Genomic DNA, 25,707 nt, shown 5'->3' with positions numbered 1-25,707 from the left:
CGGGGTACGGGCACCGAGCACATCCGGCCAAGAGCGAGGCGACTTCAGCATCGTTCACGCCGAGAACATAGCCCGCCCCGCCGACGCCTCACCAAGCCGGTAAACCTATGCGGTCACAGCACTAGCGCGTCACATCCGGCGTGCCCCACTCAGTGCGTACACTCAGCGCGCCCGCCCACCGGGTTGCACCCAGTGCGCACACGCACACTCAGCGTGCCTCACCCAGCGTGCCCGCCCAGCGCGTCGCAGTCAGCGTGCCCGCCCAGCGTGCCCCGCCCAGCGGGGTCGCACCCAGTGCGCGCACTCAGCATGCCCCACTCAGCGTGCCCACTCAGCATGCCCCACTCAGCGTGCCCACTCAGCGCGTCGCAGTCAGCGTGCCCCACCCCGTGGGTCGCACCCAGCGTGCCCACTCAGCGCGTCACGGTCAGTCCGCCGCCACCGAGTTGGTCGTTGTGTGCTGGCGACCAAATCTGGAGGCACGGCCCGCGTCTGTGCCTGTGCCTGTGCCTGTGAGGAGGTTTGACGCCACCGCGGAATCGCCGAACACCCGATGGGTGGGCGATCCTGCGGGGCGCCTGGGAATCAGGTGGTGCTGAATCCCAGTTTCGGTCTGCGGGCGAGCAGATTCTCCGATGTCCCGCGAGTGTGGCTCAGGCGATGAGGGTGGCGATCCGGTCGACTTGGTGTGGGTCGGTGGACCAGCAGTAGAGCATCACCTCTTCCGCGCCGATGTCGCTGAAGGCTTTGATCACGGCCCGAATCCCGGCATCCGAGGTGACCAGGGCGTCGGCTATCCGGGTCGCGTACTCGCCCGTGAAGTCGTAGTAGCTCAGGATGTTCCGGCGGGCTTCGGCCGTCACGGTGTCTGGTCCGAAGGCGACGTTCACCTGGGCCACCAGCCGTGGCCGGCCGGTGCGGCCGTGGGTCTCCCAGGATTGTTCGGCCGCTCGGAACAGTTGGTTCGTCATGGCCGGGTCGCCCGCTGTGAGGAGGCCGTCGCCCCATTTGCCGACTCGGTCCACGGCGGGCGGAGCGAACGCGCCGAACAGAACTTCCGGACCGCCGGGAGTTGTGGGCAGTGGGCCGATGGGGCCGACGTCTTCGGACAGCGGTCGGCCGGCCCACAGGTCGCGCAACGTGGCCATCTGCTGGTCCAGCCGGCGGCCGCGGGTGCGTTGCTCGAACCCGGTGGCGAGGTAGTCGTCCGTGCGGCCGCCGAGACCGAGGCCGAGGGTGAACCGGCCGCCGGAGATCCGGTCCAGTGTCGCGGCCTGCTTGGCCAGCAGAACCGTTTCCCGCACAGGGGCGAGCAGCACTTCGGTCTGGACGCGGACACGACTGGTGGCACCGGCGATGGCGGCCAAAGTGACCAGCGGTTCCGGGTTGTGGTAGGGGATGCGGTCGGCGATGCCGAGGGTCGTGAACGGGCCGGCGTCGGCGCGCACGGCCCAGTCCAGCAACGACTCCGTGTCGTCGAGCGGCAGGCCAAGTCCAACTTTCATGAACGTGAGCTCCTTGAAGAGGGGTGCGTGAACTACAGGTGCTGCCGCCCCTCAACCACCACTGACGGGTGTCGGCCTCCCGCGCTGCGGCGTCGTTCCGGAGAGACCTGGCGTCGGGTTACCCGGCGCTTGTTCGAGTGCCTGCACCGTAGCAGCGTTCGTCCTGGGCGAGGCAACTCCTTTTTCGGGCAGCCTCAGAGGTACTTGGTCGCCTCCCGGCGGGACAGCGGGGACAGCTCCGGATGCGCGTCGACGAACGCCCGCACCCAGGCGGCGTCCACTTTGGAGTGTTGCCGGAGCGCCCAGCCAATGCCCTTGCGCAGAAAGAAACCAGGGTCGTCGACACTGGCCACGATGCAGTCGGCGAGCAACGCCGTGTCGGTCTTCGCCTTGGAACCGACCTGGCAGATGATCGACGTACGCCGTCGCCACGGATCGGGATCCGTGGACCAGGCGCGCATGGTGGGCGTCAACGCCACGGGATTGTCCCGTAACAGTGGACCGATTCGTCTGACGGCTACCTCGTCCACATAGTCCCACCATGCGCCGGTGACGATCATCTCCTCGTAGAGGGGCATCAGGGACACGTCCTGCCAGGCCGCGTACGGCCGTTGGCCGGTCAGGTCGATGGCGAGATACCGCTCCTCGCGGTACTTCGCCGCACGCCACAACTCCAGGGCAGCCGCCACCAGAGCGTCCACATCGGACAGCTGATGCTCGGCCATCAGCCGTTTGATGAGGGCGGCCCGCTGTGGCTTGCTCACGCCGCGGTACGGCATCTCGGACTTCATGTACTTCCGCATGTCCACGGCCTTCTCCGGGTCGGCCAACTCGGCCAGGCCGGCACGGCCCGCCTTCACCAGCGTCCGGTGGGTCGTCTTCGGCATGACCGGCACTCCTCAAGAGACAAGATCGGTTGACGGTTCGAAGCTACGACGCACCACCGACAATTTCGGGGGCTCCACCGAGTGGCCGACAGGATGTTCACCCGTTTGTCGTAATGCTGGAAGTCTGAGTCCGAGCGCGACCTCACTGAACCGACGTTGGCGGCCCCTGTTCCACGCGCCGCAGCACCGGCGTGAGCCGATGGAGATCGGCACTGGCCTGCAGCTGTCGTTCGTCCCACCAGGTCGCGCCTGCCTCCGCCATCGCCCCGGCCACATCCGGTGCCTCGGCGGGACTGGTCGCGCCGCCGACGACCACATCGAAGGGTGCCTCTTTGCCGATGTAGGCGACCACGTCCCGGACCTGCTCGACAGACGGCACAACGCCGTGCCTGGCGTCGGCGAACAGCGGCACCACACCGTCCCAACGCGCGGCCCGGCGCATCGGCCGGCGATTCGGCCAGTACCCACCGACCCATACGGGTGGCCTTGGCTGCTGCCGCGTGGCGGGCAGCAAGGTCACGTCCTGGACCTGGAAGTGCCGCCCGTCGTGGGTCACCGGTTCGCCCGACCAGTACCGCGCCAGCAGGTCAAGGCCCTCGTCCAGGCGTTCGGCCAGCACCACGGGGTCGGTCGGCTCGCCGAAGCTGCCGTACTCGTCGTCGACCGGTCCACCCAGACCGGCCCCGAAGATCATCCGGCCGCCGCTGAGCTCGTCCAACGTGGCTACCTGACGGGCCAACTGCTGCGGCCGCCGCCTCGCCACCGGCGTGACGAGCGTGCCCAGCCGGACCTGGGACGTCGCCAACGCCGCCGCGGTCAGCAGCATCCACGGGTCCCCGAACGGCTGCCCCTGGCGCTTGCTCTTGTCGTGCACCACGTGGTCCCAGACGAACAGCCCGTCCCAGCCTGCCTCCTCCGCGGCCACAGCCACCTTGGCCACGTTTCGTGGGTCGGCGAAATCTCCGAAGTTGGGAATGTTGATCGAGAAGCGCATGCCCGAATCGTGCTGGTCCGATCCGCGCACGGCAATCGGATAAGGCTCGGCTCAGTCGCCGGTGACCCCGTCGACGCGTTCGCGCAACAGGTCCGCGTGGCCGTTGTGACGCGCGTACTCCTCGATCATGTGCAGGTAGACCCACCGCAGCGACCTCGTGCCGTCGCGCTCCGTGGTGAACGTGTCGTCCAACGACTTGGCCTTGACACCCGCGCGGACCAGGTCGATCTCCTCGTGGAAGGCGGCGAACTCGGCCTCCGCCCGCGCCGGGTCCGTGTCGTGCAGGTCCGCGTCCGGATCTTCCGGGGTGGAGTGCAGGACAGCGACCTGCTCTCCCAGGACGCGTAGACGAAACCAGACACGTTCGACGTAGGTCATGTGACGCACCAGGCCAAGCAACGACAGTGTCGACGGAGGCACCGAGCGCTCCACGAGCTGCTCCCCGGTCAGGCCGGCGCACTTGGTCAGCAGCGTCATCCGATGCCAGTCGAGCCAGCCGTCCAACATGGCTCGCTCGTCGCCGATGACCGGTTCCTGAGTCCTGGTGACCTCGGGGGCAATCCACACCATGATCTCCATCATGCCTGCTGTCGAGGTCAGCGCACTCGGCGGCCGCGCAGGACCACGGCAAGGGGGTGGGCCAGCTGGCTCAGGTCCGTGCGCGGGTCTTCGGCGTACACGACGGCGTCCGCCGGCGCTCCTGGCACCAATCCGGGCAGGCCGAGATACTCCCGGGCCGCCCAGGAAGCCGCCGCCAGGGCGTCGTGCGGTCGTAGGCCGGCGTCGGCCAGGGCGCGGACTTCGTCGATGATCCGGCCGTGCGGTTGCGAGTCCGTGCCGGCCAGCACGGTCACCCCGGCTTCGACCGCCGCCGCGACCAGACCGGGATGCGCTTCCACCCCGTCGACCAGCCACTTCTTACGCGGCCCGGCCGGCTTGTTCCGTGCTGTCGCAAGCGCTTGCGAGAGCACGGACAGCGTCGGAGTCAACGCGGTGCCTTGCTCGGCCATCTTGTCGAGCAAGTCCGGGTCAAGGCACATCCCGTGTTCCAGGGAGTCCACGCCAGCGGCCACCGCGGCCGCGCCGCCGGCACCGACCTGGGAATGCACAGCGACCCGCCCGCCCACGTTGTGTACAGCGTATACAACCGCGGCGAGCACGTCTGTCGGAACCGCGGACTGGTCTGGCGACCAGTCCGCGATGACCTTCGCCCAGCCGGTCCGGGCGGCTTGCGCCGCGGCGATGGCCGGCATCTCCTCGTGGCTCGCTCGCCGACCCCAGTCGTCGAAGAACTGGCCGTGCTGGGCGATCCACGGTCCGGCATGCCACGCCCTGGGCACGTCCAGGTCGCGGCCGAACCAGTCCGGCGGGTCGTCGGCCAGTCCGGGGGAACGGATCACGGTCACCCCGGCGTCCACGTGCAACTGTAGGTCCCTGCGCAGCACTTCATGATCGAGCCGGTCGCCTGGTTTGTCCGCGCCCGGGTGGGTGTGCGCGTCGACCAGGCCGGGCAACAACCAACCCTCCGCGACGAGTTCCGCGTCCGCAACGGGATCCGTCGTCCACTCGTCACCGTCGGCGTAGAGGTCGACGTACTGCCCATGCGGCAACGCGTGGCCTCGGATACGCAGCACCATCGGGCCAACGTACTCGTAAGATCGGCCCATGATGGGGGATTTTCTGGAAGCGGCACGCGACGGCGACCAGGCCGCGTTCGGCTCACTGGTCGAGCCGTTCCGAGCCGAGCTGCGGGCACACTGCTACCGGATGCTCGGGTCGCTGCACGACGCCGAGGACGCCATGCAGGAAACCCTTGTCCGGGCATGGAAAAGCCTGGACCGGTTCGACAACCGCGGCTCGATCCGGCCGTGGCTTTACAAGATCGCCACCAACCGGTGCCTGACCCAGCTTGAGCGCCGCGCCAAACGCGAACTGCCGACCGACCTCAGTCCAGGATCACCGGACACCGAAACCGAATGGCTCGAACCGTATCCGGACCACCTGCTCGACCCGGAGGCCCGGTACGTGGCACGCGAAGGCGTCGAACTTGCCTTCGTCGCCGCGTTGCAGCACCTGTCAGGTCTGCAACGAGCCGTGCTCGTGTTGCGTGAGGTCCTCGAGTTCTCCGCACGTGAAGTCGCGGAACTACTCGACACCACCATCGCGTCGGTCAACAGCGCACTGCAGCGCGCCCGCAAGCTCGTCGGCCCCAACCTGCCTTCCCAACAGAGCGCCCTGCGGTCCCTCGGTGCGGACGAAGTGCGAAAGCTCGCGGACCGGTACGTGGCCGCATGGGAAGCCGGCGACGTCAACGCGATCGTGGCCATGCTCGCCGACGACGCCAAGTACTCGATGCCGCCGCTTCCACAGTGGTACGCCGGCCATCCCGGCATCCGCGAGTTCCTGGTCGACGGCCCGATGACCAGGCGCTGGCGCTTCCTTCCCGTGCAGGCCAACGGCCAACTCGCGTTCGGCACCTACATGTGGGACGACACCGAGGCCGCCTACATCCCAGCCGGGATCGACGTGCTCGCGCTGCGCGGACCGAAGATCACCGAAGTCGTCTCGTTCCTCACGGCGGACTTCACCCTGTTCCGTCTGCCGGAGCGCCTACCCGTCTGACAAGGTGCCGAGGTGGTCGTCGCGTCCGGCCCTGATCCGGGACCACTGGGCGGTCGGGCGGCCGTCCAGTTGGAACTGACCGCCTAGCGAATCCCAACGCTGCGGCCAGCCTTCCGGCGAGTCCTCCCAGAACTCCTGCCGGCCGTAGACGGTCAGATCCAGCAGTCCGTACGACGGTGCCATCAGTTCGTTGCCGCGACCAGTGGTCCAGTACGTCTCGTAAACCCGGTCCTCTTCGCGGAGATAGCTGACCAGGATGCCGAAGTGGCGGTCGGCGACCAACCGGTCCACCGCGTCCTGCGGCACCGAGTACCAGGGAACCGTCCAGCCCATGAAGTCGCGATAGCGCGCGCTCTCCTCGTACGGTCCCTCACAGAAGGTCGCATAGCTGACATCCCGCGAGTGCAGGTAGGACAACTCGTTGATGTGCGTCGTGGAGAAGGTGCAGCCCACGCACTGCTCCGCCGCGGGCCTACCCGTGTACCACATTTGGAAGTAGGCGATCAGCTGCGACCGGCCGTCGAAGATGTCGATCAACGGCACCGGGCCGTCGGCTCCGACCAGCGGAGTCCGCGGATCGACTTCGACCATCGGCAGCCGACGGCGTTCGGCGGCCAATGCGTCCCCTGCCCTGGTGTGGGCCTTCTCCCTGACCCGGAGATCGTCGATCCTCGCCTGCCAGGTCTGCCGATCGGTGATCTGCGGAAGGGACGGTCCGCCTGCTGACGTCTCTGTCATGGGACGTGTCTAGCCCAGTGGGAAACCGCCGCACAACCCCAGCGGAAATGCTTGCCGACGGACGGCCGGGTGGCCGGCTGCCGGGCCGGCGACAGGGAGGCTCGTTCCGGGCCGGCCTCGGGACCAGCGTCTGTCCACAATGGTCCTTCAGGGCGCCCAACTCCCGCGATGTGGACACATGGCGGGAGTTGGCAGGTCTTGAAGACCCTTTGAATCGGTTCAATCAGTCGCTAACTGTGACCTTCACCGATTGATGGCGGCGAATCTTTAGCGATAACTGGCGGCCGTCAGCGCTGCGCGTGGCCGGAGTCAACCTGTGAGTCCGGAATGGGCTCGCCGCAGTTTACAGCGCGATGGTCTCGTTGCGGTATCACCGGCATGTGGGTTGGAAGGGCAGGTTCGGAAGATACTGAGCCCACCGGTCTTGGGTGATGGTTGCTTTGCTTTTGAGGATCTGGCAGAGGTGCTCCGTGACGGTGTCTGGGTTGAGGTCGAATCGTCGTATGAGACCGTCGCGTCCGCTGGCGATGAGGGTGTTGTCGGAGGTGTACGCCATATCCAGGATCTGGCCAAAGGGTTCGCTGATGGTCGCGATTTGCTGTGTGCCGCGTGCGTCCCACACTCTCAGCTGCCCGTTAAGGGCCGTGATCCCGTTTGTGGGGTATGTGCCGACGGTGACCAGTGTGTGACCTTCAGGGCTGAACGCTACTCGTACGGCCTCGTTGGTGAACTGGCTGGCGGTGGTGATGATGTGCCCGGTGCGCAGGTCCCAGAGCTGCACCTGCTGTGGGCTTTGGGCCTGGCCTGAAGGGCTGTTGGTGATTGTTGCTAGCGTGCTTCCGTCTGGGCTGAAATCCATTCCCGTGATCCGAGTGAAGGTGATGGTAAGGGTGCTGATTTCACGCCCAGTGGGTACTTCCAGCAGTGTCACTTGGTTATGGCTGGCAATGGAGCTGAGGTCGGCCGTTGCGAGGGTCCGCCCATCGGGGCTGAATGCCATGGCGGCGATAGCGTGAGGAGTTGTGAGAGCGGTGGTGAGGGTGTTGATTTCACGTCCGGTGGTTACTTCACGCAAGGTGACGCGTGGGTCAATGAGTGAACTAGTAGCCAGGATGCGTCCATCAGGGCTCAACGCGACAGTAGATTGTGCGCTCGATTCATCGATGGAGCTGATGATATTGCCGGTGGAGGTGTCCCACAGTTGAAACTTTTTGGAACTGTTCATCACCAGGACACGGCCATTCCTGCTAAACCCGCCAAATGTGCCCTCGCCAAGGTCCGCAACGCTGCGCCCGACGGCAGTATCCAGCAATGCCCATTTGTCCTTACGGCCACTGCCCAAGGGGGTGTTCAAGAAACGTCCGTCAGGACTGAAAATCGCCTGGGTGAAGGGGCTTTCGAAAGGAGACAGGTTGATTGATGGCGAGATTCCGGTGAATTGGCCCTGGACGCTGAGTAGTGCGCTGCGGGCTTCGAGGGTGGGTGCCTGGTGGAAGGCTTCGACGGCGACGAGCGCGGCTGCCTCCGGCTGCGCCGCTGCGAGGGCTGTGGCTTGCGTTGCCAGTTCCCGCGAGGTCGCGAGTTTGTTCTGGTCGAGTGCGGCTTGCCGTTGCTGTACGGCCACACTGCGCTGCACGACGGCGACGACTGTGGCCGTTGTGGCCAGGCCAGCTAGCGCGGCGAGCGTGACGACCAGGATTCGCAGGCGTCGAGTTCTGCGCCGTGTCACCCGACGTTCCTGAGTTTGGGCGGTGGTACTGGCATCGAGGAAGGCGCGTTCCCGCTCGGTCAGCGTCGTGGCGTGGCGGGTCAGCCAGTCTTGGGCGACGGCGAGGCGGGTGCCGCGGTAGAGGACGCCGGGGTCGTGGTTGAGGGTTTCCCAGGTGTGGGTGGCGTCGGTGAGTTGGCGGTGGACGCGGAGGCCGTCGCGGTCTTCGGTGAGCCAGCCGCGGAGCCGGGGCCAGGAGCGGATGAGGGCTTCGTGGGTGATTTCCAGGGTGTCTTCGCCGAGGGTCACCAGCCGGGCCTGGGCGAGCCGGTGCAGCACCTCGGTGGTGGTGGGGGTGTTGTCGAGTTCGCTGCGGCGGGTGCGGCGTCGGGTGTCTTCGGTGCCCTCACCGAGGGCGGTCAACCTGAGCAGGATGGCGCGGGCGGTGTGTTGCTGGGTGGGGGTGAGGGTGGTGTAGGTGCGTTCCGCGGTGCGGGTCAGGGCGCCGTCGATGCCGCCGGTGGCTTGGTAGGCGGCGAGGGTGAGGGTGGTTCCTTTGCGGCGTCGCCAGGTTTCCAGCAGTGCGTGGGACATCAACGGTAGCGCGCCGGGGCGGCCGATCATCTCGGTGATGATCGTGGACACCAGAGTCGCTTCCACGGACAACCCGGCGTGGGTGGCGGGTTGGGTGATCGCCGAGCGCAGTTCGGCGGCGGTCATCGACCCGATCAGGACCTGGGTGTCGTGTAACGCCTCCACCAGGTCGGGGTGCTCGGCGCAGCGGCCGTAGAAATCCGCACGGATGCCGAGCACGATGCGGGTCCGGCTGGTGTGGGCCTGCGCGGCGGACAGTAGTGCGGCGATGAACTGGTCGCGTTGGGTGGTGTCCTGGCAGGCGGTGAACAGTTCCTCGAACTGGTCGACCACCAGCAGCACCTCGGTGTCGGCGGGGTGGTCGATCAGGGCTTGCCGCAGCGCCAGGTTCAGCGTGCTCGGGTCGGCGACCAGGTCAGCCAGCAAGGCGCCGGGTGACACGCCGAGCAGTTGGCCCACCTGCACAGCACACTCTTCGAGGGGATGCTCGCCCGGGGTGAACAGCAGTGTCGGCCACGGTCCGCCGGGCATGCGTTCGTCGTCGACGGCGGGCAGGAGGCCGGCGCGCAGTAGGGAGGATTTGCCGCTGCCGGACGGGCCGAACACGGCCAGGAACCGCTGTCGAGTCAGCCGGGCCAGGAGGTCGTCCACGATCCGGTCGCGGCCGAAGAACCGGTGCGCGTCCTCGGTGCCGAAGGTGCTCAACCCGAGATACGGTGCCGCGCTGTCGTCCTGGTCCTCAGTGTCGGGTGGCGCCAATTCCGCGGCGATCTGCCGCCAGCGGTCCTCCCACTCGGCCGGATCCCCACCGCAGGCCCGCACATAGGCCAGCGTGACCTCCAGGCTGGGCAGACTGCGACCCGCGGCCGCCTCCGACAGCGTGCTCGCCGAATAGTGCGCGTGTTTTGCCATCGTCCGATACGGAGGGGTTCCCGCGTCTTCCCGAAGCTGTCGCAACTGGATAGCGAATCGCGTGAGTGTGTCGCCGTTGTCCTCTATCGGACGCTCGGGCCTAGCCATTCGCCGCCGCCCCATCACATTTACGGTCCAGGTTGCCGCACATCGATACCGCCTGCTAGAGGCATTGTTCGACGAGGTTGATTGTTCTCTCACCACACACGACACCGAACAACCCAACCACGCTACACCTGTGACGACGCCGCCGGCAGCTAGAGCACAGGGGTGCTGCTGGTGGCGCTGACCAGCCATCAAAAGATCACGGGTAGCCGCAGCGGCCGATCATGAGCAACAACCGAAGAGGCACCACCTACACACTTAGGGGATCTATGCCTGGAATGAGAAAGTACGTTCGTCGCGGCAACCGTGGCGGACGCACGACCTCAACGCCGGGATTCAATGTCTAATTCTCACCAAATAGATCAAGGAGTGAAATGCGACCGAATGTTGTGACCAGGACAGTCATCACGGCTGCTGCCGTTGTCGGGATTGCCGCCGGGAGTTTGGCGGGCGCAAGCGCCAGCTTTGCGGCGTCCCAGCCGACCTCTACCCCGACGGTGAGCTCCGAGGCTGTGGTCCCGCTCGCGGTGAACAACCTCGGCTTGAGTACTGCACAAGCCAAGAACGTTCAGCGCTGGCTCAAGGAGTTCTGGGGCTATACCGATGCGATCGACGGACTGCTGGGTACCAACAGCTGGAAAGCGTTCCAGCGCAACCTCAAGACGTTCTGGGGCTACACCGGCCCGATCGACGGGATCGTAGGAAGCGGCACGGTGAAGGCGTTGCAACGTTTGCTGAAGGACAGCTGGGGTTACACCGGTGCGATCGACGGAATCGCCGGACCGCAGACCCAGGCCGCATTCAAGCGGTTCGCCAACGGCATCCTCGCCCTGTCAGTCGATTCCGGCATCGTGTTCAGGTAGCCGGTAACGATCGGCCAGATGGTCAAGTTGTCCTAGAGACACTGCCGGGTAGACGGCGGGGATCTCACCCGCCATCTACCCGGCACTACGCAAAGCGGCCATACCTCACACTGTCGTCGTGAACACATGGGCCACTTGTGCGGCGTTCATGCACTATTTGCAGCGAACGGACTATTGATGCGCAGCCCGCAAATAATGGCGAAAGTTCAGCGCCATAAAGCTCTGAAAGTCACACGCTAACCACCGCAAACCCCGCCCCGACCCTCGTTGTCCAGGCGCGTGCCCGCGCCGCAGACCGGTGCTTCGTTCTGTCTCCCGGCCGACCTGGGCGCAGCCCTTCCCATGTCTCCTGGTCGATCTGCCGCGCGGCGAGCGCATTCTTGAAGAACCATCGCCCAAGTAAGCGCATTGGTGCTGAGCGAAACGGCGGTGGGTGAGTTTGGACGGTGGGTGAGGCGAGTGGTAAGTGGGTTTGGTGGTGTCGGTGGGGCATCGCAGGCTCAGTTCTGGGCGCAGCAAAGCCAGAACCGTGGCACAGGCCCCGGTTCGCACCACCTGGGCACCCAGTCGACACCGGACTGCGCATCGAGGCTCACCGGCCGCACCGGCTGGTGATTGGGCATCGTGCAGAGTCCGCTGAAGCGGAGACCAGACGCGGTCCGCTGGCGTCGCCGGGGACGGCAGCGGGATCAGCACCAGCACCAGGCCGACGACGAGCGCGGCCAGGAACAGGACCGCGGCGAAGGTACGCGGCGTGGCCGTCTCCGGAATCGCGGCGCTCGACATCTGCCCCCAGTTGGTGCCTTCGGACGGCGCGTGCCCTCGAACCCAAGCGGCAAAGGAACACCCCAACAAATGGCATGGCTGAGAACGTCGCCAGGTATCGACACAACGGGGATCCAGGCCTCGCGGACCTCCAACCCGATGCCCCGTCACCGCGTGCTCCCAGGCGAAACCTCACCGCCGCAGGCGTCATCTCGGCGATTGCCGAGTTTGGTCAGTTACGCATAGAACTCCAACAAGATCTCGCCCAACGTCTCCGGCTGCTGCAGGACGGAGCCGTGGTCCTGGCCGTCAAGGGTCAAGCCGCGGGCGCCTGGAATCGCGTCGGCGACCGCGCGGGCCGACGTCGGTAACCATTTCTGGCTCGCCGCGCCGCCCATCACCAAGGTAGGCACCGCGATCTTTCCGAACAGGTCTGTGGGCAGCTCGTTGCGTGGGCCGCAGACCGCCAGGTCGTAGGGGAGTGTGTTGGCGAGCCGGACGAGCCAGTCCCAGGAGGAGTCGCTTTGCATCGCCTTGACCTGCTCGGCTGGCACGCCCCCACCGTCGGTCATGAACGTTGTGACGGCGTCGTCCCGCCGCCCTTCGTCCACAAGGGCTTGCACGCGGTCGGCGATGTCGGCCGGGGGTATCGCGCGCAGTCCGTTGTCCAGAACGAACGGGGGTTCGTACACCGCCAGCTTGTCGATTGTGGACAGTTCGGCCGCCGCGCGCAGCGCCAGAATCGCTCCTGACGAGTGCCCGAAGACGTGGGCCGACCCGCCCGCGTACTCGATCAGTGCCGCCACGTCTTCTATCTCGCGCGCGACCGAGTACGGCTTTGTGTCTCCGCTGCCGCCCCGGCCGCGGCGGTCATACGCGATCGCGGTGAACCGCGGCGACAGTTCCTTGGCGACCCCGGCGACGGTCGTCCGGTCGTTGAAGGCGCCGCCGATCAGGATCACGGCCGGCCCTTCCCCGGTCACGTCGAACGCGATCGGGGTGCCGTCGAGTGAGGTCGCGGTGTTCATGGGGAGTCCTTCCTGGGTGTCGGCTCGTTCCTGAGTCAGTCGGAGCCGACTCCAGGAATTTGTACCTCGGCCCACCGACAGTTTTGGCTGTCCTCTGAACAGGTGCCCTTTGACGGCCGTGAGAACGGCCACGAACCGGCGATCATGTTTGAGTGGACTTGCATGGGCGTGCATAATCATCCACATGACAGTGCGGGCCGCGGTGGCGGGGGCGAGCGGGTATGCCGGCGGCGAGGTGTTACGCCTGCTGCTCGGCCATCCCGACGTGCGGATCGGGACGTTGACGGCGGGCCAGAGCGCGGGGATGAGGCTCGGCCAGTACCAGCCGCACCTGCTGCCGCTCGCCGACCGCGTCCTGGGTGACACCACGGCGGACGAGTTGGCCGGGCACGACGTCGTCTTCCTCGCCCTGCCGCACGGCAAGTCCGCGAAAATAGCCGCTGAGCTGGGCGAGGACACGCTGGTCATCGACTGCGGCGCGGACCACCGGCTGGAGAGCGCGCACGCGTGGCTGAAGTGGTACGGCGGCGACCACGCGGGCACCTGGCCGTACGGCCTGCCTGAGCTGCCCGGCGGACGGGACGCGCTGAAAGGCACCAAGCGGGTCGCGGTGCCCGGCTGTTACCCGACCGTCTCGTCTCTCGCGTTGGCGCCAGCCCTGGCAAACGACCTGGTCGAGCACGAAGTCGTGGTGGTGGCCGTGTCGGGGACGTCCGGCGCGGGCAAGTCGCTCAAACCGCACCTGTTGGGGTCCGAGGTGATGGGGTCGCTCAGCGCGTACGGGGTCGCGGGCAGTCACCGGCACACCCCGGAGATCACCCAGAACCTCTCCAAAGCGGCCAGTTCCCAGGTCAAGGTGTCCTTCACGCCGGTGTTGGCGCCGTTGCCGCGCGGGATTCTGGCTACCTGCAGCGCCGCACTGAAGCCCGGCCGGACCCTCGAAGACGTCCTGGCCGCGTACGCGAAGGCGTACGACGCCGAGCCGTTCATCCACGTCCTGCCGTCCGGCACCTGGCCGACGACCGCGGCCGTGCTCGCGTCGAACGCCGTGCAGCTGCAGGTCGCCGTGGACCCGGACGTGAACCGGCTGGTCGTCGTGGCGGCCATCGACAACCTGACCAAGGGCACCGCGGGGGCCGCTGTGCAGTGCATGAACGTCGCGCTTGGCCTGCCTGAGACCGCTGGACTTACGACTGTGGGAGTCGCACCGTGAGGGACAAGGGAGTCACCGCACCCGCCGGATTCCGGGCCGCTGGGGTGGCCGCGGGCATCAAGCCGTCCGGCGCGCTGGACCTGGCTCTCGTCGTCAACGACGGGCCGAACGACGCGGCCGCAGGCGTGTTCACGACGAACAAGGTCAAGGCCGCGCCTGTGCTGTGGTCGCAGCAGGTCATCAAGGAACGCAGGTTGCGCGCGGTGGTGCTCAACTCCGGCGGCGCCAACGCGTGCACCGGCCCGGAAGGCTTCCAGGACACGCACCGGACGGCCGAGAAGGTCGCCGAGGTCCTCGGCTGCGGCGCGATCGAGGTCGCGGTCTGCTCGACCGGCCTGATCGGTGAACGCCTCCCGATGGACCACGTGCTGTCCGGTGTGGACAAAGCCGCCGAAGTGCTGGGCCCCAACGGGCTGGACGCGGCCACCGCGGTCCTCACCACGGACACGCACCCCAAGCAGGCGTGGAAGGCACACAAGGACGGCTGGTCGGTGGGCGGATTCGTGAAGGGTGCGGGCATGCTCGCGCCGAACATGGCCACCATGCTCTCGGTCATCACGACCGACGCGCACGTCGACGGCGACACGCTGGACAAGGCCCTGCGCCAGGCCACGGGCCGGACGTTCGACCGTCTCGACGTCGACGGCGGAACGTCCACAAACGACACTGTGCTGGTGCTGGCCTCGGGCGCGTCCGGTGTCGAACCGAGCGAGGACGACTTCGTCGCGTTGCTCACCGAAGTCAGCGCGGACCTGGTCAAACAGCTTCAGGGCGACGCGGAGGGCGTCACCAAGGAGATCGCGATCACCGTCCATGGCGCGGTCACCGAGGGCGACGCGGTCGCGATCGGCCGGATCGTCGCCGAGGACAACCTGGTGAAGACGGCGTTGTTCGGCTCGGACCCGAACTGGGGCCGGATCGCGATGGCCCTCGGCCGCGCACCCGCGGAGATCGACCCGGACCAGCTGTCCATCGTGATCAACGGCGTCCGCGTGATGGACAAGGGAACCCGCGGCGAGGACAGGGAGAACGCGGACCTCAGCGGCCGGGACATCGACGTCGTCATCGACCTCGGCCTCGGCCAGGCGGAAGCGACGATCCTCACCACGGACCTGTCGCACGGCTACGTCGAAGAGAACAGCGCGTACTCGTCATGAACAACGACGCCGATCTCAAGGCGGCCGTGCTCATTGAGGCGTTGCCGTGGCTGCAGGAGTTCCATGGGGCTGTCGTCGTCGTGAAGTACGGCGGCAACGCCATGGTCGACGAAGATCTCAAAAGGGCGTTCGCGCAGGACATGGTGTTCCTGCGCACGGTCGGGATCCGGCCGGTGGTGGTGCACGGTGGCGGCCCGCAGATCGGCGCGATGCTGGACCGGCTGGGCATCGAGAGCGAGTTCCGCGGCGGCCTGCGGGTGACCACCCCGGAGGCCATGGACGTGGTCCGGATGGTCCTCGTCGGCCAGGTCGGCCGGGAACTCGTCGGCCTGATCAACGCGCACGGCCCATACGCGGTCGGCCTGTCCGGTGAGGACGCGCACCTGTTCACGGCCGAGCGCCGAAGCCTTGAGGTGGACGGCGAAACCGTCGACCTCGGTCTGGTCGGCGACGTCGTGACCGTGAATCCCGCCGCGGTGCAGGACATCGTGGCCGCCGGCCGGATCCCGGTGGTGTCCACGGTGGCGCCCGACGCGGACGGCGTCGTGCACAACGTGAACGCCGACACGGCGGCCGCCGCGCTGGCGGTGGCGTTGAAGGCGCAGAAACTCGTCGTCCTCACCGATGTCGAGGGCCTGTACAAGAACTGGCCGGACAAGGCTTCGCTGGTCACCAGGATCCTGGCGGACGACCTGGAGAAGGTGCTGCCGGACCTGGCAAGCGGGATGGTGCCGAAGATGGAGGCGTGCCTGCGCGCGGTCCGTGGCGGCGTGCCCAGCGCGCACGTGATCGACGGCAGGCTCGCGCATTCGGTGTTGCTGGAAGTGTTCACCAGCAAAGGGGTGGGGACGATGGTCCTGCCGGACGAAGGGGAACAAGGGTGAGTTATCAGCAGCGGTGGGAAACCACCATGATGAACAACTACGGAACCCCGACGCTGACGCTCGAGCGAGGCGATGGCGCGTACGTCTGGGACACCGACGGCAACCGATACCTGGACCTGGTCAGCGGGATCGCGGTGAACGCCCTCGGCCACGCGCACCCGGCGATCGTCGCGGCGGTCACCGAGCAGATCGGCAAGCTGGCGCACACGTCGAACCTGTACATCAACAAGCCCGCGCTGGAACTGGCCGAACGCCTGCTGGATCTCGCGGGAGTGACCGGCAAGGTCCTGTTCAGCAACTCCGGCGCGGAGGCCGTGGAGACCGCGCTGAAGCTGTCCCGGCGGACCGGCCGGTCGAAGCTCGTCGCCACCGAGGGCGCGTTCCACGGCCGCACGATGGGGGCGTTGACGCTCACCGGCCAGTTCCCGAAGCGGACGCCGTTCGAGCCGTTGCTGCCCGGTGTCACGCACATCCCGTTCGGTGACACAAAAGCGCTCGAAGACGCCGTCGACGGCGAGACCGCGGCGTTCATCGTCGAACCCATCCAGGGTGAGCAGGGTGTTGTCGTGCCGCCTGAGGGATACCTGCAGGCCGCCAGGGAGATCACCGCGAAGCACGGCGCGTTGCTGATCGTGGACGAGATCCAGACGGGTCTCGGGCGTCTCGGCAGTTGGTTCGCCTTCCAACAAGTCGGTGTGGTGCCGGACATCTTCACGCTCGCCAAGGGACTGGGCGCCGGGCTGCCGATGGGTGCGTGTGTGGCGGTCGGCGACGCTGCCGCGCTGTTCGAACCGGGCCACCACGGAACGACGTTCGGCGGCAACCCGGTTGTCGCCGCGGCCGCGTTGGCGATGCTCGACGCCATCGCCGCGGAGGGGCTGGTGGATCAGGCCGCGGTCGTCGGCAAGGAGATCGCGGCCGGCGTGGAGGAACTCGCGCACCCGAAGATCGCCGGCGTCCGCGGTGCCGGGCTGTTGATCGGAATCCTGTTGCGCGAACCGGAATCCAAGGCCGTGACCGCTGCCGCCGAACGGCACGGGTATCTGGTGAACCCGGCGCAGCCGGACGTGATCCGGCTCGCGCCGCCGCTGATTCTCAGCCACGACGACGCGGCACGGTTCGTTGCCGACCTGCCGAAGGTCCTGTCATGATCAGGCATTTCCTGCGCGACGACGACCTGACCACAGTCGAGCAGCTGGAGATTCTGGACCTGGCGGACGAGCTGAAGGCAGACCCGCTGGGGCACAAGCCGTTGGCGGGCCCGAAGAGCATCGCGGTGTTGTTCGAGAAGAACTCGACGCGCACGCGGCTGTCGTTCGAGGTCGGCATCGCCCAGCTCGGCGGCCAGCCGATCATCGTGGACGGCCGGATGATGCAGCTCGGCCGTGAGGAAACCATCGAGGACACCTCCCGGGTGCTCTCGCGATACGTACACGCCGTGATCTGGCGCACGTTCGCACAGAAGCGGATCGACGCCATGGCGTCGGTGTCAAAGGTTCCTGTTGTCAACGCGCTGACCGACGAGTTCCACCCGTGCCAGGTGCTGGCTGACCTGCAGACCATCCGGGAACGCAAGGGCAGGCTCGCCGGGTTGACCTTGACGTATCTCGGCGACGGCGCCAACAACATGGCGCATTCGTTGATGCTCGGCGGTGTCACGGCCGGCCTGCACGTACGGGTCGTGTCCCCGGAAGGGTTCCAGCCCGCGTCGGAGTTCGTCGTCGACGCCAAGAAACGCGCGGTGGACACAGGCGGCAGCGTCACGATCCTGACCGACCCGCACGAGGCCGTCGACGGCGCGGACGTCCTGGCCACCGACACCTGGACGTCGATGGGCCAGGAGAACGACGGCCGGGACCGGGTGACCCCGTTCCGCCGCCTGCAGGTGAACACCGAGCTGTTGGCGCGGGCCGCGAAGGACGCGATCGTCCTGCACTGCCTGCCCGCGCACCGCGGCTGGGAGATCACCGACGAGGTGCTCGACGGCCCGCGCAGCGCGGTCTTCGACGAGGCCGAGAACCGGTTGCACGCACAGAAGGCGCTGCTGGTGTGGCTGTTGGAGAAAACGTGACCCGGGTCGGCCGCCAGGCCAGGATCATCGAGCTCGTGTCCACAATGGCCATTCGCAGCCAGTCCGAGCTCGCCAAGATCCTCGCGGTCGAAGGCGTCGACGTCACCCAGGCCACGCTGTCGCGGGACCTGGACGAGTTGGGCGCGGTCAAGCTGCGGGGCGCCGACGGCGGCGCGCCCGTCTACGTCATCCCTGAGGACGGTTCGCCGGTCCGCGGCATGCAGGGCGGCACCACCCGCCTGACCAGGCTGCTGGGCGAACTGCTCGTCTCGGCCGACTTCTCGGCCAACCTGACTGTCCTGCGCACGCCACCCGGTGCGGCGCAGTTCCTGGCCAGCGCGATCGACCGGGCCGCCCTCAACGAGGTAGTGGGCACGATCGCCGGCGACGACACCGTGCTGGTGATCGCGCGCGAGCCACTCACCGGGTCCGAATTGGCCGACCGTTTCACCGCGATGGCCGGATTGAAGAAGGAGAACACCGACAATGACTGAGAGGATCGTCCTGGCCTACTCCGGCGGGCTGGACACTTCCGTGGCGATCGGCTGGATCGCCGAGGAGACCGGCGCGGAGATCGTCGCCGTCGCGGTCGACCTCGGCCAGGGCGGCGAGGACATGGACACCATCCGCAAGCGGGCGATCGACTGCGGCGCGGTCGAAGCCGTGGTCGCGGACGCCCGTGACGAGTTCGCGGACGGCTACTGCCTGCCGGCGCTGCAGGCCAACGCGCTCTACATGGACCGCTATCCGCTGGTGTCGGCGCTGTCCCGGCCGGTGATCGTCAAGCACCTCGCCGAGGCCGCGAAGTACCACGGCGCGTCGACCGTCTCGCACGGCTGCACCGGCAAGGGCAACGACCAGGTCCGGTTCGAGGTCGGGATCGGCGCGCTGGCACCGGATCTCAAGGTGATCGCGCCGGTCCGGGACTACGCGTGGACCCGGGAGAAGGCGATCGTGTGGGCCGAGGAGCGCAACCTGCCGATCGACGTGACCAAGAAGTCGCCGTACTCGATCGACCAGAACGTGTGGGGGCGCGCGGTCGAGACCGGTTTCCTGGAGGACATCTGGAACGCGCCGATCGAGGACGTCTACTCGTACACTGCGAACCCGGCCGAGCCGCGCGACGCCGACGAGGTCGTCATCACGTTCGACAAGGGCGTCCCGGTCGCGATCGACGGTGAGACGGTCACCGTGCTGCAGGCCATCCAGATCCTCAACTCCCGCGCGGGCGGCCAGGGCGTCGGCCGGCTGGACATGGTCGAGGACCGGCTCGTGGGCATCAAGAGCCGTGAGGTGTACGAGGCACCGGGCGCGATCGCGTTGATCACCGCGCACCAGGAGCTGGAGAACGTCACCGTCGAGCGGGACCTGGCCCGGTTCAAGCGGCAGGTCGAGCAGCGGTGGACCGAGCTGGTGTACGACGGCCTGTGGTTCTCGCCGTTGAAGGACGCGCTGGACACGTTCATCGCGAAGTCCCAGGAGCACGTCTCCGGCGACATCCGGATGACCCTGCACGCGGGCAAGGCGGTCGTCACCGGCCGGCGCTCCGAGCAGTCGCTGTACGACTTCAACCTGGCCACCTACGACGAGGGTGACTCGTTCGACCAGTCCCTGGCCAAGGGTTTCGTCCAGCTCTGGGGCCTGCCCAGCAAGATCGCCGCCAAGCGCGCGCAGCAGCACTGAGTTCGAGGAGCACTGACGTGAGTTCGTTGTGGGGCGGCAGGTTCGCCTCTGGTCCGGCCGACGCGATGGCGGCGCTGTCCGCGTCGACGCATTTCGACTGGCGGCTCGCCCGGCACGACATCGCCGGGTCGCGTGCGCACGCTCGCGTGCTGCACAAGGCCGGCCTGCTGGCCGACGACGAGCTCGAAGGCATGCTCAAGGCGTTGGACGCGCTGGAGGCCGACGTGGTCTCCGGCGCGTTCACGCCGACCATCGCCGACGAGGACGTCCACACGGCGTTGGAACGCGGCCTGATCGAACGCGCCGGCCCTGAACTGGGCGGGAAGCTGCGCGCCGGCCGGTCCCGCAACGACCAGGTCGCCACGTTGTTCCGGATGTGGCTGCGGGACGCGGCCCGCAGGGTCGCCACGGGCACCCTGGACGTCGTCGACGCGTTGGTCGCCCAGGCCACCACGCACGAGACGGCGGTCATGCCCGGCCGTACGCACCTGCAACACGCGCAGCCCGTGCTGCTCGCGCACCACCTGCTGGCACACGCCCAGTCGTTGACTCGCGACGTCGAACGGCTCCGTGACTGGGACGCCCGCGCGTCCCTTTCCCCGTACGGCTCGGGCGCGTTGGCGGGCTCGTCGCTCGGGTTGGATCCGGCCGCGGTGGCCAAGGACCTCGGGTTCGACGGGCCGGTGGAGAACTCGATCGACGGCACCGCGGCCAGGGACTTCGCCGCCGAGATCGCGTTCGTCCTGGCCATGCTCGGGGTGAACCTGTCGCGGGTGGCCGAAGAGGTGATCATCTGGACCACGGCCGAGTTCTCGTACGCCGTCCTGGACGACGCGTGGGCGACCGGCAGTTCGATCATGCCGCAGAAGAAGAACCCGGACGTGGCCGAGCTGACCCGCGGCAAGGCCGGCCGCCTGATCGGCAACCTCACCGGCCTGCTGGCCACACTGAAGGCCCAGCCGCTCGCGTACAACCGTGACCTGCAGGAGGACAAGGAGCCGCTGTTCGACTCGGCGGAGCAGTTGGAGCTGCTGCTGCCCGCGATCGCCGGCATGATCGGCACGCTGCGGTTCGACACCGACCGGATGGCCGAGCTGGCGCCGGCCGGGTTCACGCTGGCCACGGACATCGCCGAGTGGCTCGTCCGGCAGGGTGTCCCGTTCCGGGTCGCGCACGAGGCCGCGGGCGCCGCCGTGCGGACCGCCGAAGCCCGAGGTGTCGGCCTCGAAGAGCTGACTGACGACGAACTGGCGGCGATCAACCCGGCACTGACCCCGCGGGTCCGCGAGGTCCTCACGGTGGCGGGGTCGATCGCGTCCCGTGACGCGTACGGCGGCACCGCGCCCGATAGAGTCGCCGAGCAGCGTGAACGGCTGGTCACCCGGCTCGCCGAGCACAGGACGTGGGTGAAGGGGACCGTGTGATCGACCACCTCGTGTACGCGACGCCGGCACTGGAGATCGCGTTAGGCATCCCGCTCAGCCCAGGTGGCCGGCACGTCGGCCTCGGCACCCGCAACCTTCTCGCCGACCTGGGCGGCGGCACCTATCTTGAAGTGGTCGGACCCGATCCGGACCAGCCCGACCCGGCCGAACCGCGCCCGTTCGGCATCGACACGCTGACCGAACCCCGCCTGGTCGCGTGGGCGGTCCGGGTCACCGACATCGACAAGGTCGTCGCCGAGACCAAAGCACGCGGCCACGACCCGGGCCCGGTCATCCCGATGTCCCGCCGGCGTCCGGACGGCGTCCTGCTGGAGTGGCGGCTCACCCTGCCGCTCGACGACGGTCTGCTGCCGTTCCTGATCGACTGGGGAACGACGCCGCATCCGTCCGAAGACGCGGTCCACGGCTCGGTGTTGCAGTCCTTTCGCGTCACCGGCGACGTCCACAAAGGACTCGAAGCGCTCGGTGTCGACGTCCCCGTCGACAGCGGCCCGCCCGGTCTGGTCGCCGTGATCAGCACGCCTGACGGCGAAGTGACCCTCCGGTGAGGCAACTGACCCGCGACGAGCTCGCGATCGATCCCGTGGACGCGGCCAAACTCCTGCTCGGTTGCGTGATCGAAGCCGGCGAGGTCGCGGTCCGGCTGGTCGAGGTGGAGGCGTACCGCGGCGGCGACGACCCGGCCTCGCACTGCTACCGCGGAAGGACGCCACGCAACGACGTCATGTTCGGCCCGGCCGGCCACCTATACGTCTACTTCGTGTACGGCATGCACTTCTGCGCCAACATCGTCTGCCTCACCGACGGTGTCCCGGGCGCGGTGCTGCTGCGCGCCGGCGAGGTCGTCGACGGCCTGGATCTCGCGCGAACCCGTCGCCCGTCCGCCCGTGCCGACCACGAACTCGGCAAAGGCCCGGCCCGACTCACCAGCGTCCTCGGCATGGACCGCGCCCAGAACGGCGTCGACCTCACCGCGCCTGATTCGGAGGTCAGGATCTACGCGGGCGACCCCGCCGAGGACATCCACACCGGCCCACGCGTAGGTGTCGCGGTGGCCATCGACATCCCCTGGCGGTTCTGGATCGACTCGCCGGCGGTCAGCACGTACCGCCGCGGCGGCAAACGCCGTCAACCAGCCACGGTTGAATAGCCGGGTGGCAGTCAAGCGGATCGAACTCCCCGGCGGGTCCAAGGCCTGGCTGGTGACCGGACACGACAACGTCCGGTCCGGCCTCGCCGACCCCAGGTTCTCGCTCAGCAAGGACAACGCGGCCGACGGGTACGCGGGTTTCTCGCTCCCGCCCGCGCTGGACGCGAACCTGCTGAACCTCGATCCGCCCGACCACACCCGGCTGCGCAGGCTCGTGACAGGCGCGTTCACCGCCAAACGGGTCGCCGGGATGCGCGCGAAGATCGAAGCCACCGCGAACCGTCTCCTGGACGGCCTGACCGCCGAGGTCGACCTGATCGCGACCTACGCCGCGCCCCTGCCCGTGATCACCATCGGCGAGCTGTTGGGCATCCCACCGGACCGGCTGTCGGACTTCCGCGGCTGGACGACCACGCTGATCACGCAGGGCGCGGGCATGCGTGAGGCGGTCCAGAGCGTGTGCCGGTTCATCGTCGAGCTGATCGCCCGCAAGCGCACCGAACCCGCGGACGACCTCATCTCGGCCATGATCGCCGCCCGGGACGGCGCCGACCAGCTCAGCGAGGACGAACTGCTGTCGCTGGCGTTCCTCATCCTGTGGGCCGGCTACGAGAACTCCGTGCAGCTGATCGGCAACAGCATCCACGCCGTCCTGCGCGGCGGCGAACGCCCGGACACCGAGGAACTCCTCCGGACGGCGAACCCCAACCTGCACGGCCTCAGGCGGTTCGCGCTGCGGGACGTCACCGTCGAGGGCACGACCATCGCGAAAGGACAGACCGTCCTGTTCGACATCCAGGCCGCCAACGACGAAGCCGCCCCGCACGTCAGCTTCGGCGCCGGCATCCACCACTGCCTCGGCGCGCCCCTGGCCCGGCTGGAACTCGAAATCGCCCTGGACACGCTGTTCCACCGGTTCCCCGACGTCCAGCTGGTACGAGCCCAGGACAGGGTGTCGTTTCGCAGCCGCGGCGTGGCCGAGCTGCGGGTTAGGCTCAGCACGTGAAGGTCATCGTGTTCGGGGCGAGTGGCATGGTCGGGTACGGCGTCCTGCGGGAATGCCTGGTCGACCCGTTGGTCACCGAGGTCATGGTGGTCGGCCGGCGCGCGCTGGGCCGTCAGCACGAGAAGCTGACCGAGAGTGTCCAGCCGGACATGAGCGATCTGTCCACAGTCGACTTCGCCGGCTACGACGCCTGCTTCTTCTGCCTGGGGGTCAGCTCGACAGGGATGACCGAGGCCGCGTACCGGCACATCACGTACGACTTCACGATGGCCGCGGCCAAGCCGTTCGCCGAGGCCAACCCGGACAGCACCTTCACGTACGTGTCCGGGATGGGCACGAACGCGAACGGCCGTCAGATGTGGGCACGCGTCAAGGGCAAGACCGAGAACGACCTGCTGGCGATGCCGTTCAAGGCGTACATGTTCCGTCCCGGCTACATCCAGCCGATGTACGGCGCCACATCGCGCACCGCGCTCTACCGAATCGCGCTCACGTTCGTCGCGCCCCTGTTCCCCCTGATCAGACGGCTCGCGCCGAACGCCGTGACCACGACGGAACAGATCGGCCGCGCGATGCTGCACGTCGCGAGGGAAGGCGCGCCGAAGCAGATCCTGGACCCGAAGGACATCAACGCCCTGCGATAACGCATGGACCCATGAGGGAAGATGCAGGGTGTGAGTGAGCACATCCTTGACGAGCTGACGTGGCGCGGCCTGATCGCGCAATCCACCGACATCGACGCACTGCGCCGTGACCTCGACTCGGGCCCGCTCACCCTCTATTGCGGCTTCGACCCGACCGCGCCCAGCCTGCACGCCGGCAACCTCGTCCCGTTGCTGGGCCTGAGCCGGTTCCAACGGGCCGGGCACCGGCCGATCGTGCTGGCCGGCGGCGCCACGGGCATGATCGGGGACCCGAGGGACAGCGCCGAACGCGCGTTGAACCCGCTGGACACCGTCGCGGAATGGACCGAGCGGATCCGTGGCCAGCTGGAGCGGTTCGTCGAGTTCGACGACTCGCCGACCGGTGCCCTGGTGGAGAACAACCTGACCTGGACGGGCAACACCCCGGTCACGGAGTTCCTGCGGGACGTGGGCAAGTACTTCTCGGTCAACGTGATGCTCGCGCGGGACACGATCAAGCGCCGGCTGGACGGCGAAGGCATCTCGTACACCGAGTTCAGCTACCTGCTCCTGCAGTCCAACGACTACCTGCAGCTGCACCGCAAGCACGGCTGCAAGCTGCAGATCGGCGGCGCGGACCAGTGGGGCAACATCGTCGGCGGCGTCGACCTGGTCCGTAAGGTGGACCGGGCCGGCGTGCACGCGCTGACGTTGCCGCTGGTCACCGACTCGGAGGGGCGCAAGTTCGGGAAGTCGACCGGTGGCGGGGACGTCTGGCTCGACCCGACGATGACCTCGCCCTACGCCTGGTACCAGTACTTCGTGAACGTCGGCGACGCGGACGCCCTCAGCTACCTGCGGATGCTCACGTTCGTGCCGCAGGACGAGGTCGTCGACCTCGAACGCCAGACAGCGGAGAAGCCACAGCTGCGGACCGCGCAGCGCCGGCTCGCCGAGGAGTTCACCAACCTGGTGCACGGCGAGAAGGAGACGCAGCGGGTGGTCGCCGCCAGCCAGGCGCTGTTCGGCCGGGGCGAGCTGCGGGAGCTGGACGCGGGCACGTTGGACGCCGCCATGGCCGAGGTGCCGACCGGCGAGGTGCGGCTGGCCGACCAGCCGTCGATCGTCGAGCTACTGGTCGCCTCAGGGCTCGCCGCCGGCAACGGAGCCGCGCGGCGGACGGTCAGTGAGGGCGGCGCATACGTGAACAACGAGCGCGTGCCGTCAGACGAGTGGCGCCCGACAGCGGACGACCTGTTGCACGGGCGTTGGCTCGTCGTACGGAAGGGCAAGCGCACCGTCGCGGGCGTACGAGTCACCCACTGAGAGGGCTTTAGCACAGGCCGTCGGTCCGTCGGACCGACGGCCTGTTGCGTGAATGCGCAGGTCAGAGCCTAGTGGGGGAGCCGGTCAGAAACTTCCTGTGACTGGTGTCACACTTGATCCGCGCGCCAGGCTCGGTAGTGTGGTGTCAGCCCCGTTGGAGGGTCGTTGACCTGCGCCTTTGTCTCGCGACGAGGCTCGCGGGAGGTGATTTGACCTCCTGCTCCAGGGCGTGTAACTTTTATCGAGTCAGCGCGGAACGGGCCCGGCTTCACGGGAACGGAGCGCAAGACCAAAAAACTCCGAAGTACAAGCCCCCTGAAGGCACTACGGTTCCGGATGGGTGTGCGTGTGTTGTTTGAGAACTCAACAGTGTGTCGATCTATTGAAAGCCAGTAGAGCTTTATGAACCTCGTCTTGAGGTTCCTTTG

Annotated in this window: 23 protein-coding genes; 15 read left to right on the top strand and 8 right to left on the bottom strand. The window is 67.5% G+C overall.

What is annotated here, in order from left to right; all coding sequences use genetic code 11:
- Positions 1 to 653: 653 nt before the first annotated feature.
- The 5 genes from EV192_RS53340 to EV192_RS53320 form a co-directional block, all read right to left on the bottom strand.
- Positions 654 to 1,505: an LLM class flavin-dependent oxidoreductase gene (locus EV192_RS53340; protein ID WP_132126511.1), complete on the bottom strand. Its 852-nt coding sequence runs from the start codon at positions 1,503 to 1,505 to the stop codon at positions 654 to 656.
- A gap of 194 nt (positions 1,506 to 1,699) precedes the next feature.
- A complete protein-coding gene (locus EV192_RS53335; RefSeq protein WP_132126510.1) occupies positions 1,700 to 2,392 on the bottom strand; it encodes a DNA alkylation repair protein in 693 nt (230 codons plus the stop codon).
- A gap of 142 nt (positions 2,393 to 2,534) precedes the next feature.
- Positions 2,535 to 3,386: an LLM class flavin-dependent oxidoreductase gene (locus tag EV192_RS53330; protein WP_132126509.1), complete on the bottom strand. Its 852-nt coding sequence runs from the start codon at positions 3,384 to 3,386 to the stop codon at positions 2,535 to 2,537.
- A gap of 51 nt (positions 3,387 to 3,437) precedes the next feature.
- The gene (locus EV192_RS53325) at positions 3,438 to 3,956 is read right to left on the bottom strand and encodes a DinB family protein (RefSeq protein WP_132126508.1); all 519 of its coding nucleotides are present in this window, start codon (positions 3,954 to 3,956) and stop codon (positions 3,438 to 3,440) included.
- Positions 3,957 to 3,982: 26 nt separating this feature from the next.
- Positions 3,983 to 5,023 (bottom strand): amidohydrolase family protein, encoded by a 1,041-nt coding sequence (locus tag EV192_RS53320; protein WP_132126507.1) that lies wholly within the window; start codon positions 5,021 to 5,023, stop codon positions 3,983 to 3,985.
- A 28-nt stretch (positions 5,024 to 5,051) separates the two neighbouring features.
- Here EV192_RS53320 and EV192_RS53315 point away from each other — a divergent pair, with 28 nt between their 5' ends.
- Positions 5,052 to 6,008 (top strand): sigma-70 family RNA polymerase sigma factor, encoded by a 957-nt coding sequence (locus EV192_RS53315; RefSeq protein ID WP_207926993.1) that lies wholly within the window; start codon positions 5,052 to 5,054, stop codon positions 6,006 to 6,008.
- Here the strand turns inward: EV192_RS53315 and EV192_RS53310 are convergent.
- Positions 5,997 to 6,746, bottom strand: a complete 750-nt coding sequence (locus tag EV192_RS53310) for a DUF899 family protein (RefSeq protein ID WP_132126506.1) — start codon at positions 6,744 to 6,746, stop codon at positions 5,997 to 5,999. The genes EV192_RS53315 and EV192_RS53310 overlap by 12 nt on opposite strands.
- Before the next feature lie 370 nt (positions 6,747 to 7,116).
- Positions 7,117 to 10,068 carry an nSTAND1 domain-containing NTPase gene (locus EV192_RS53305; RefSeq protein WP_341771014.1) on the bottom strand — a complete coding sequence of 984 codons (2,952 nt, stop codon included), beginning with the start codon at positions 10,066 to 10,068 and terminating at the stop codon, positions 7,117 to 7,119.
- Between the two features lie 371 nt (positions 10,069 to 10,439).
- Between EV192_RS53305 and EV192_RS53300 the strand changes: the two genes are divergently transcribed.
- Complete coding sequence (locus EV192_RS53300) at positions 10,440 to 10,928, top strand: peptidoglycan-binding domain-containing protein (protein WP_132126504.1); 489 nt, start codon at positions 10,440 to 10,442, stop codon at positions 10,926 to 10,928.
- 1,001 nt (positions 10,929 to 11,929) lie between these two features.
- On the opposite strand, the gene EV192_RS53295 is transcribed toward EV192_RS53300, so the two are convergent.
- Entirely contained in the window at positions 11,930 to 12,721 is a 792-nt protein-coding gene (locus EV192_RS53295) for an alpha/beta fold hydrolase (RefSeq protein WP_132126503.1), read from the bottom strand.
- 184 nt (positions 12,722 to 12,905) lie between these two features.
- Here EV192_RS53295 and argC point away from each other — a divergent pair, with 184 nt between their 5' ends.
- From argC to tyrS, 13 genes are read left to right on the top strand one after another with little or no spacing between them, the layout of a single operon-like run.
- Complete coding sequence (gene argC, locus EV192_RS53290) at positions 12,906 to 13,934, top strand: N-acetyl-gamma-glutamyl-phosphate reductase (protein ID WP_132126502.1); 1,029 nt, start codon at positions 12,906 to 12,908, stop codon at positions 13,932 to 13,934.
- Entirely contained in the window at positions 13,931 to 15,091 is a 1,161-nt protein-coding gene (gene argJ / locus EV192_RS53285; RefSeq protein WP_132126501.1) for a bifunctional glutamate N-acetyltransferase/amino-acid acetyltransferase ArgJ, read from the top strand. The genes argC and argJ overlap by 4 nt, the downstream gene beginning before the upstream one ends.
- The gene (gene argB / locus EV192_RS53280; protein WP_132126500.1) at positions 15,088 to 15,975 is read left to right on the top strand and encodes an acetylglutamate kinase; all 888 of its coding nucleotides are present in this window, start codon (positions 15,088 to 15,090) and stop codon (positions 15,973 to 15,975) included. The genes argJ and argB overlap by 4 nt, the downstream gene beginning before the upstream one ends.
- A gap of 26 nt (positions 15,976 to 16,001) precedes the next feature.
- The gene (locus EV192_RS53275) at positions 16,002 to 17,126 is read left to right on the top strand and encodes an acetylornithine transaminase (protein WP_243727658.1); all 1,125 of its coding nucleotides are present in this window, start codon (positions 16,002 to 16,004) and stop codon (positions 17,124 to 17,126) included.
- Complete coding sequence (gene argF / locus EV192_RS53270) at positions 17,123 to 18,046, top strand: ornithine carbamoyltransferase (RefSeq protein WP_132126498.1); 924 nt, start codon at positions 17,123 to 17,125, stop codon at positions 18,044 to 18,046. Before EV192_RS53275 ends, argF begins: the two co-directional genes overlap by 4 nt.
- The gene (locus EV192_RS53265; protein ID WP_132126497.1) at positions 18,043 to 18,540 is read left to right on the top strand and encodes an arginine repressor; all 498 of its coding nucleotides are present in this window, start codon (positions 18,043 to 18,045) and stop codon (positions 18,538 to 18,540) included. Before argF ends, EV192_RS53265 begins: the two co-directional genes overlap by 4 nt.
- Entirely contained in the window at positions 18,533 to 19,729 is a 1,197-nt protein-coding gene (locus EV192_RS53260) for an argininosuccinate synthase (RefSeq protein ID WP_132126496.1), read from the top strand. Before EV192_RS53265 ends, EV192_RS53260 begins: the two co-directional genes overlap by 8 nt.
- Entirely contained in the window at positions 19,726 to 21,153 is a 1,428-nt protein-coding gene (argH, locus tag EV192_RS53255; RefSeq protein ID WP_424923458.1) for an argininosuccinate lyase, read from the top strand. The genes EV192_RS53260 and argH overlap by 4 nt, the downstream gene beginning before the upstream one ends.
- Positions 21,150 to 21,722, top strand: coding sequence for a VOC family protein (locus tag EV192_RS53250; RefSeq protein ID WP_207926992.1), 573 nt, complete (start codon positions 21,150 to 21,152; stop codon positions 21,720 to 21,722). The genes argH and EV192_RS53250 overlap by 4 nt, the downstream gene beginning before the upstream one ends.
- Positions 21,719 to 22,324 (top strand): DNA-3-methyladenine glycosylase, encoded by a 606-nt coding sequence (locus EV192_RS53245; RefSeq protein ID WP_132126494.1) that lies wholly within the window; start codon positions 21,719 to 21,721, stop codon positions 22,322 to 22,324. The genes EV192_RS53250 and EV192_RS53245 overlap by 4 nt, the downstream gene beginning before the upstream one ends.
- Positions 22,325 to 22,328: 4 nt before the next feature.
- A complete protein-coding gene (locus EV192_RS53240; protein WP_132126493.1) occupies positions 22,329 to 23,330 on the top strand; it encodes a cytochrome P450 in 1,002 nt (333 codons plus the stop codon).
- Positions 23,327 to 23,974: a Rossmann-fold NAD(P)-binding domain-containing protein gene (locus tag EV192_RS53235; RefSeq protein WP_132126492.1), complete on the top strand. Its 648-nt coding sequence runs from the start codon at positions 23,327 to 23,329 to the stop codon at positions 23,972 to 23,974. Before EV192_RS53240 ends, EV192_RS53235 begins: the two co-directional genes overlap by 4 nt.
- A gap of 30 nt (positions 23,975 to 24,004) precedes the next feature.
- Entirely contained in the window at positions 24,005 to 25,279 is a 1,275-nt protein-coding gene (tyrS, locus tag EV192_RS53230; protein WP_132126491.1) for a tyrosine--tRNA ligase, read from the top strand.
- The last annotated feature ends 428 nt before the right edge of the window (positions 25,280 to 25,707 follow it).

Source organism: Actinocrispum wychmicini, from assembly GCF_004345645.1.
Taxonomy (GTDB): domain Bacteria; phylum Actinomycetota; class Actinomycetes; order Mycobacteriales; family Pseudonocardiaceae; genus Kibdelosporangium; species Kibdelosporangium wychmicini.
The sequence above is the reverse complement of the archived record's forward strand: the minus strand, read 5'-3'. Positions and strand labels throughout refer to the sequence as shown.

Coding starts and splice junctions, on each gene's coding strand:
- EV192_RS53315 (WP_207926993.1), top strand. CDS start 5,052: ATGATGGGGGATTTTCTGGAAGCGGCACGCGACGGCGACCAGGCCGCG.
- EV192_RS53330 (WP_132126509.1), bottom strand. CDS start 3,386: ATGCGCTTCTCGATCAACATTCCCAACTTCGGAGATTTCGCCGACCCA.
- EV192_RS53305 (WP_341771014.1), bottom strand. CDS start 10,068: ATGGCTAGGCCCGAGCGTCCGATAGAGGACAACGGCGACACACTCACG.
- EV192_RS53340 (WP_132126511.1), bottom strand. CDS start 1,505: ATGAAAGTTGGACTTGGCCTGCCGCTCGACGACACGGAGTCGTTGCTG.
- EV192_RS53320 (WP_132126507.1), bottom strand. CDS start 5,023: ATGGTGCTGCGTATCCGAGGCCACGCGTTGCCGCATGGGCAGTACGTC.
- EV192_RS53260 (WP_132126496.1), top strand. CDS start 18,533: ATGACTGAGAGGATCGTCCTGGCCTACTCCGGCGGGCTGGACACTTCC.
- argC (WP_132126502.1), top strand. CDS start 12,906: ATGACAGTGCGGGCCGCGGTGGCGGGGGCGAGCGGGTATGCCGGCGGC.
- EV192_RS53325 (WP_132126508.1), bottom strand. CDS start 3,956: ATGGTGTGGATTGCCCCCGAGGTCACCAGGACTCAGGAACCGGTCATC.
- EV192_RS53300 (WP_132126504.1), top strand. CDS start 10,440: ATGCGACCGAATGTTGTGACCAGGACAGTCATCACGGCTGCTGCCGTT.
- EV192_RS53275 (WP_243727658.1), top strand. CDS start 16,002: ATGATGAACAACTACGGAACCCCGACGCTGACGCTCGAGCGAGGCGAT.
- EV192_RS53335 (WP_132126510.1), bottom strand. CDS start 2,392: ATGCCGAAGACGACCCACCGGACGCTGGTGAAGGCGGGCCGTGCCGGC.
- EV192_RS53295 (WP_132126503.1), bottom strand. CDS start 12,721: ATGAACACCGCGACCTCACTCGACGGCACCCCGATCGCGTTCGACGTG.
- argB (WP_132126500.1), top strand. CDS start 15,088: ATGAACAACGACGCCGATCTCAAGGCGGCCGTGCTCATTGAGGCGTTG.
- EV192_RS53310 (WP_132126506.1), bottom strand. CDS start 6,746: ATGACAGAGACGTCAGCAGGCGGACCGTCCCTTCCGCAGATCACCGAT.
- argF (WP_132126498.1), top strand. CDS start 17,123: ATGATCAGGCATTTCCTGCGCGACGACGACCTGACCACAGTCGAGCAG.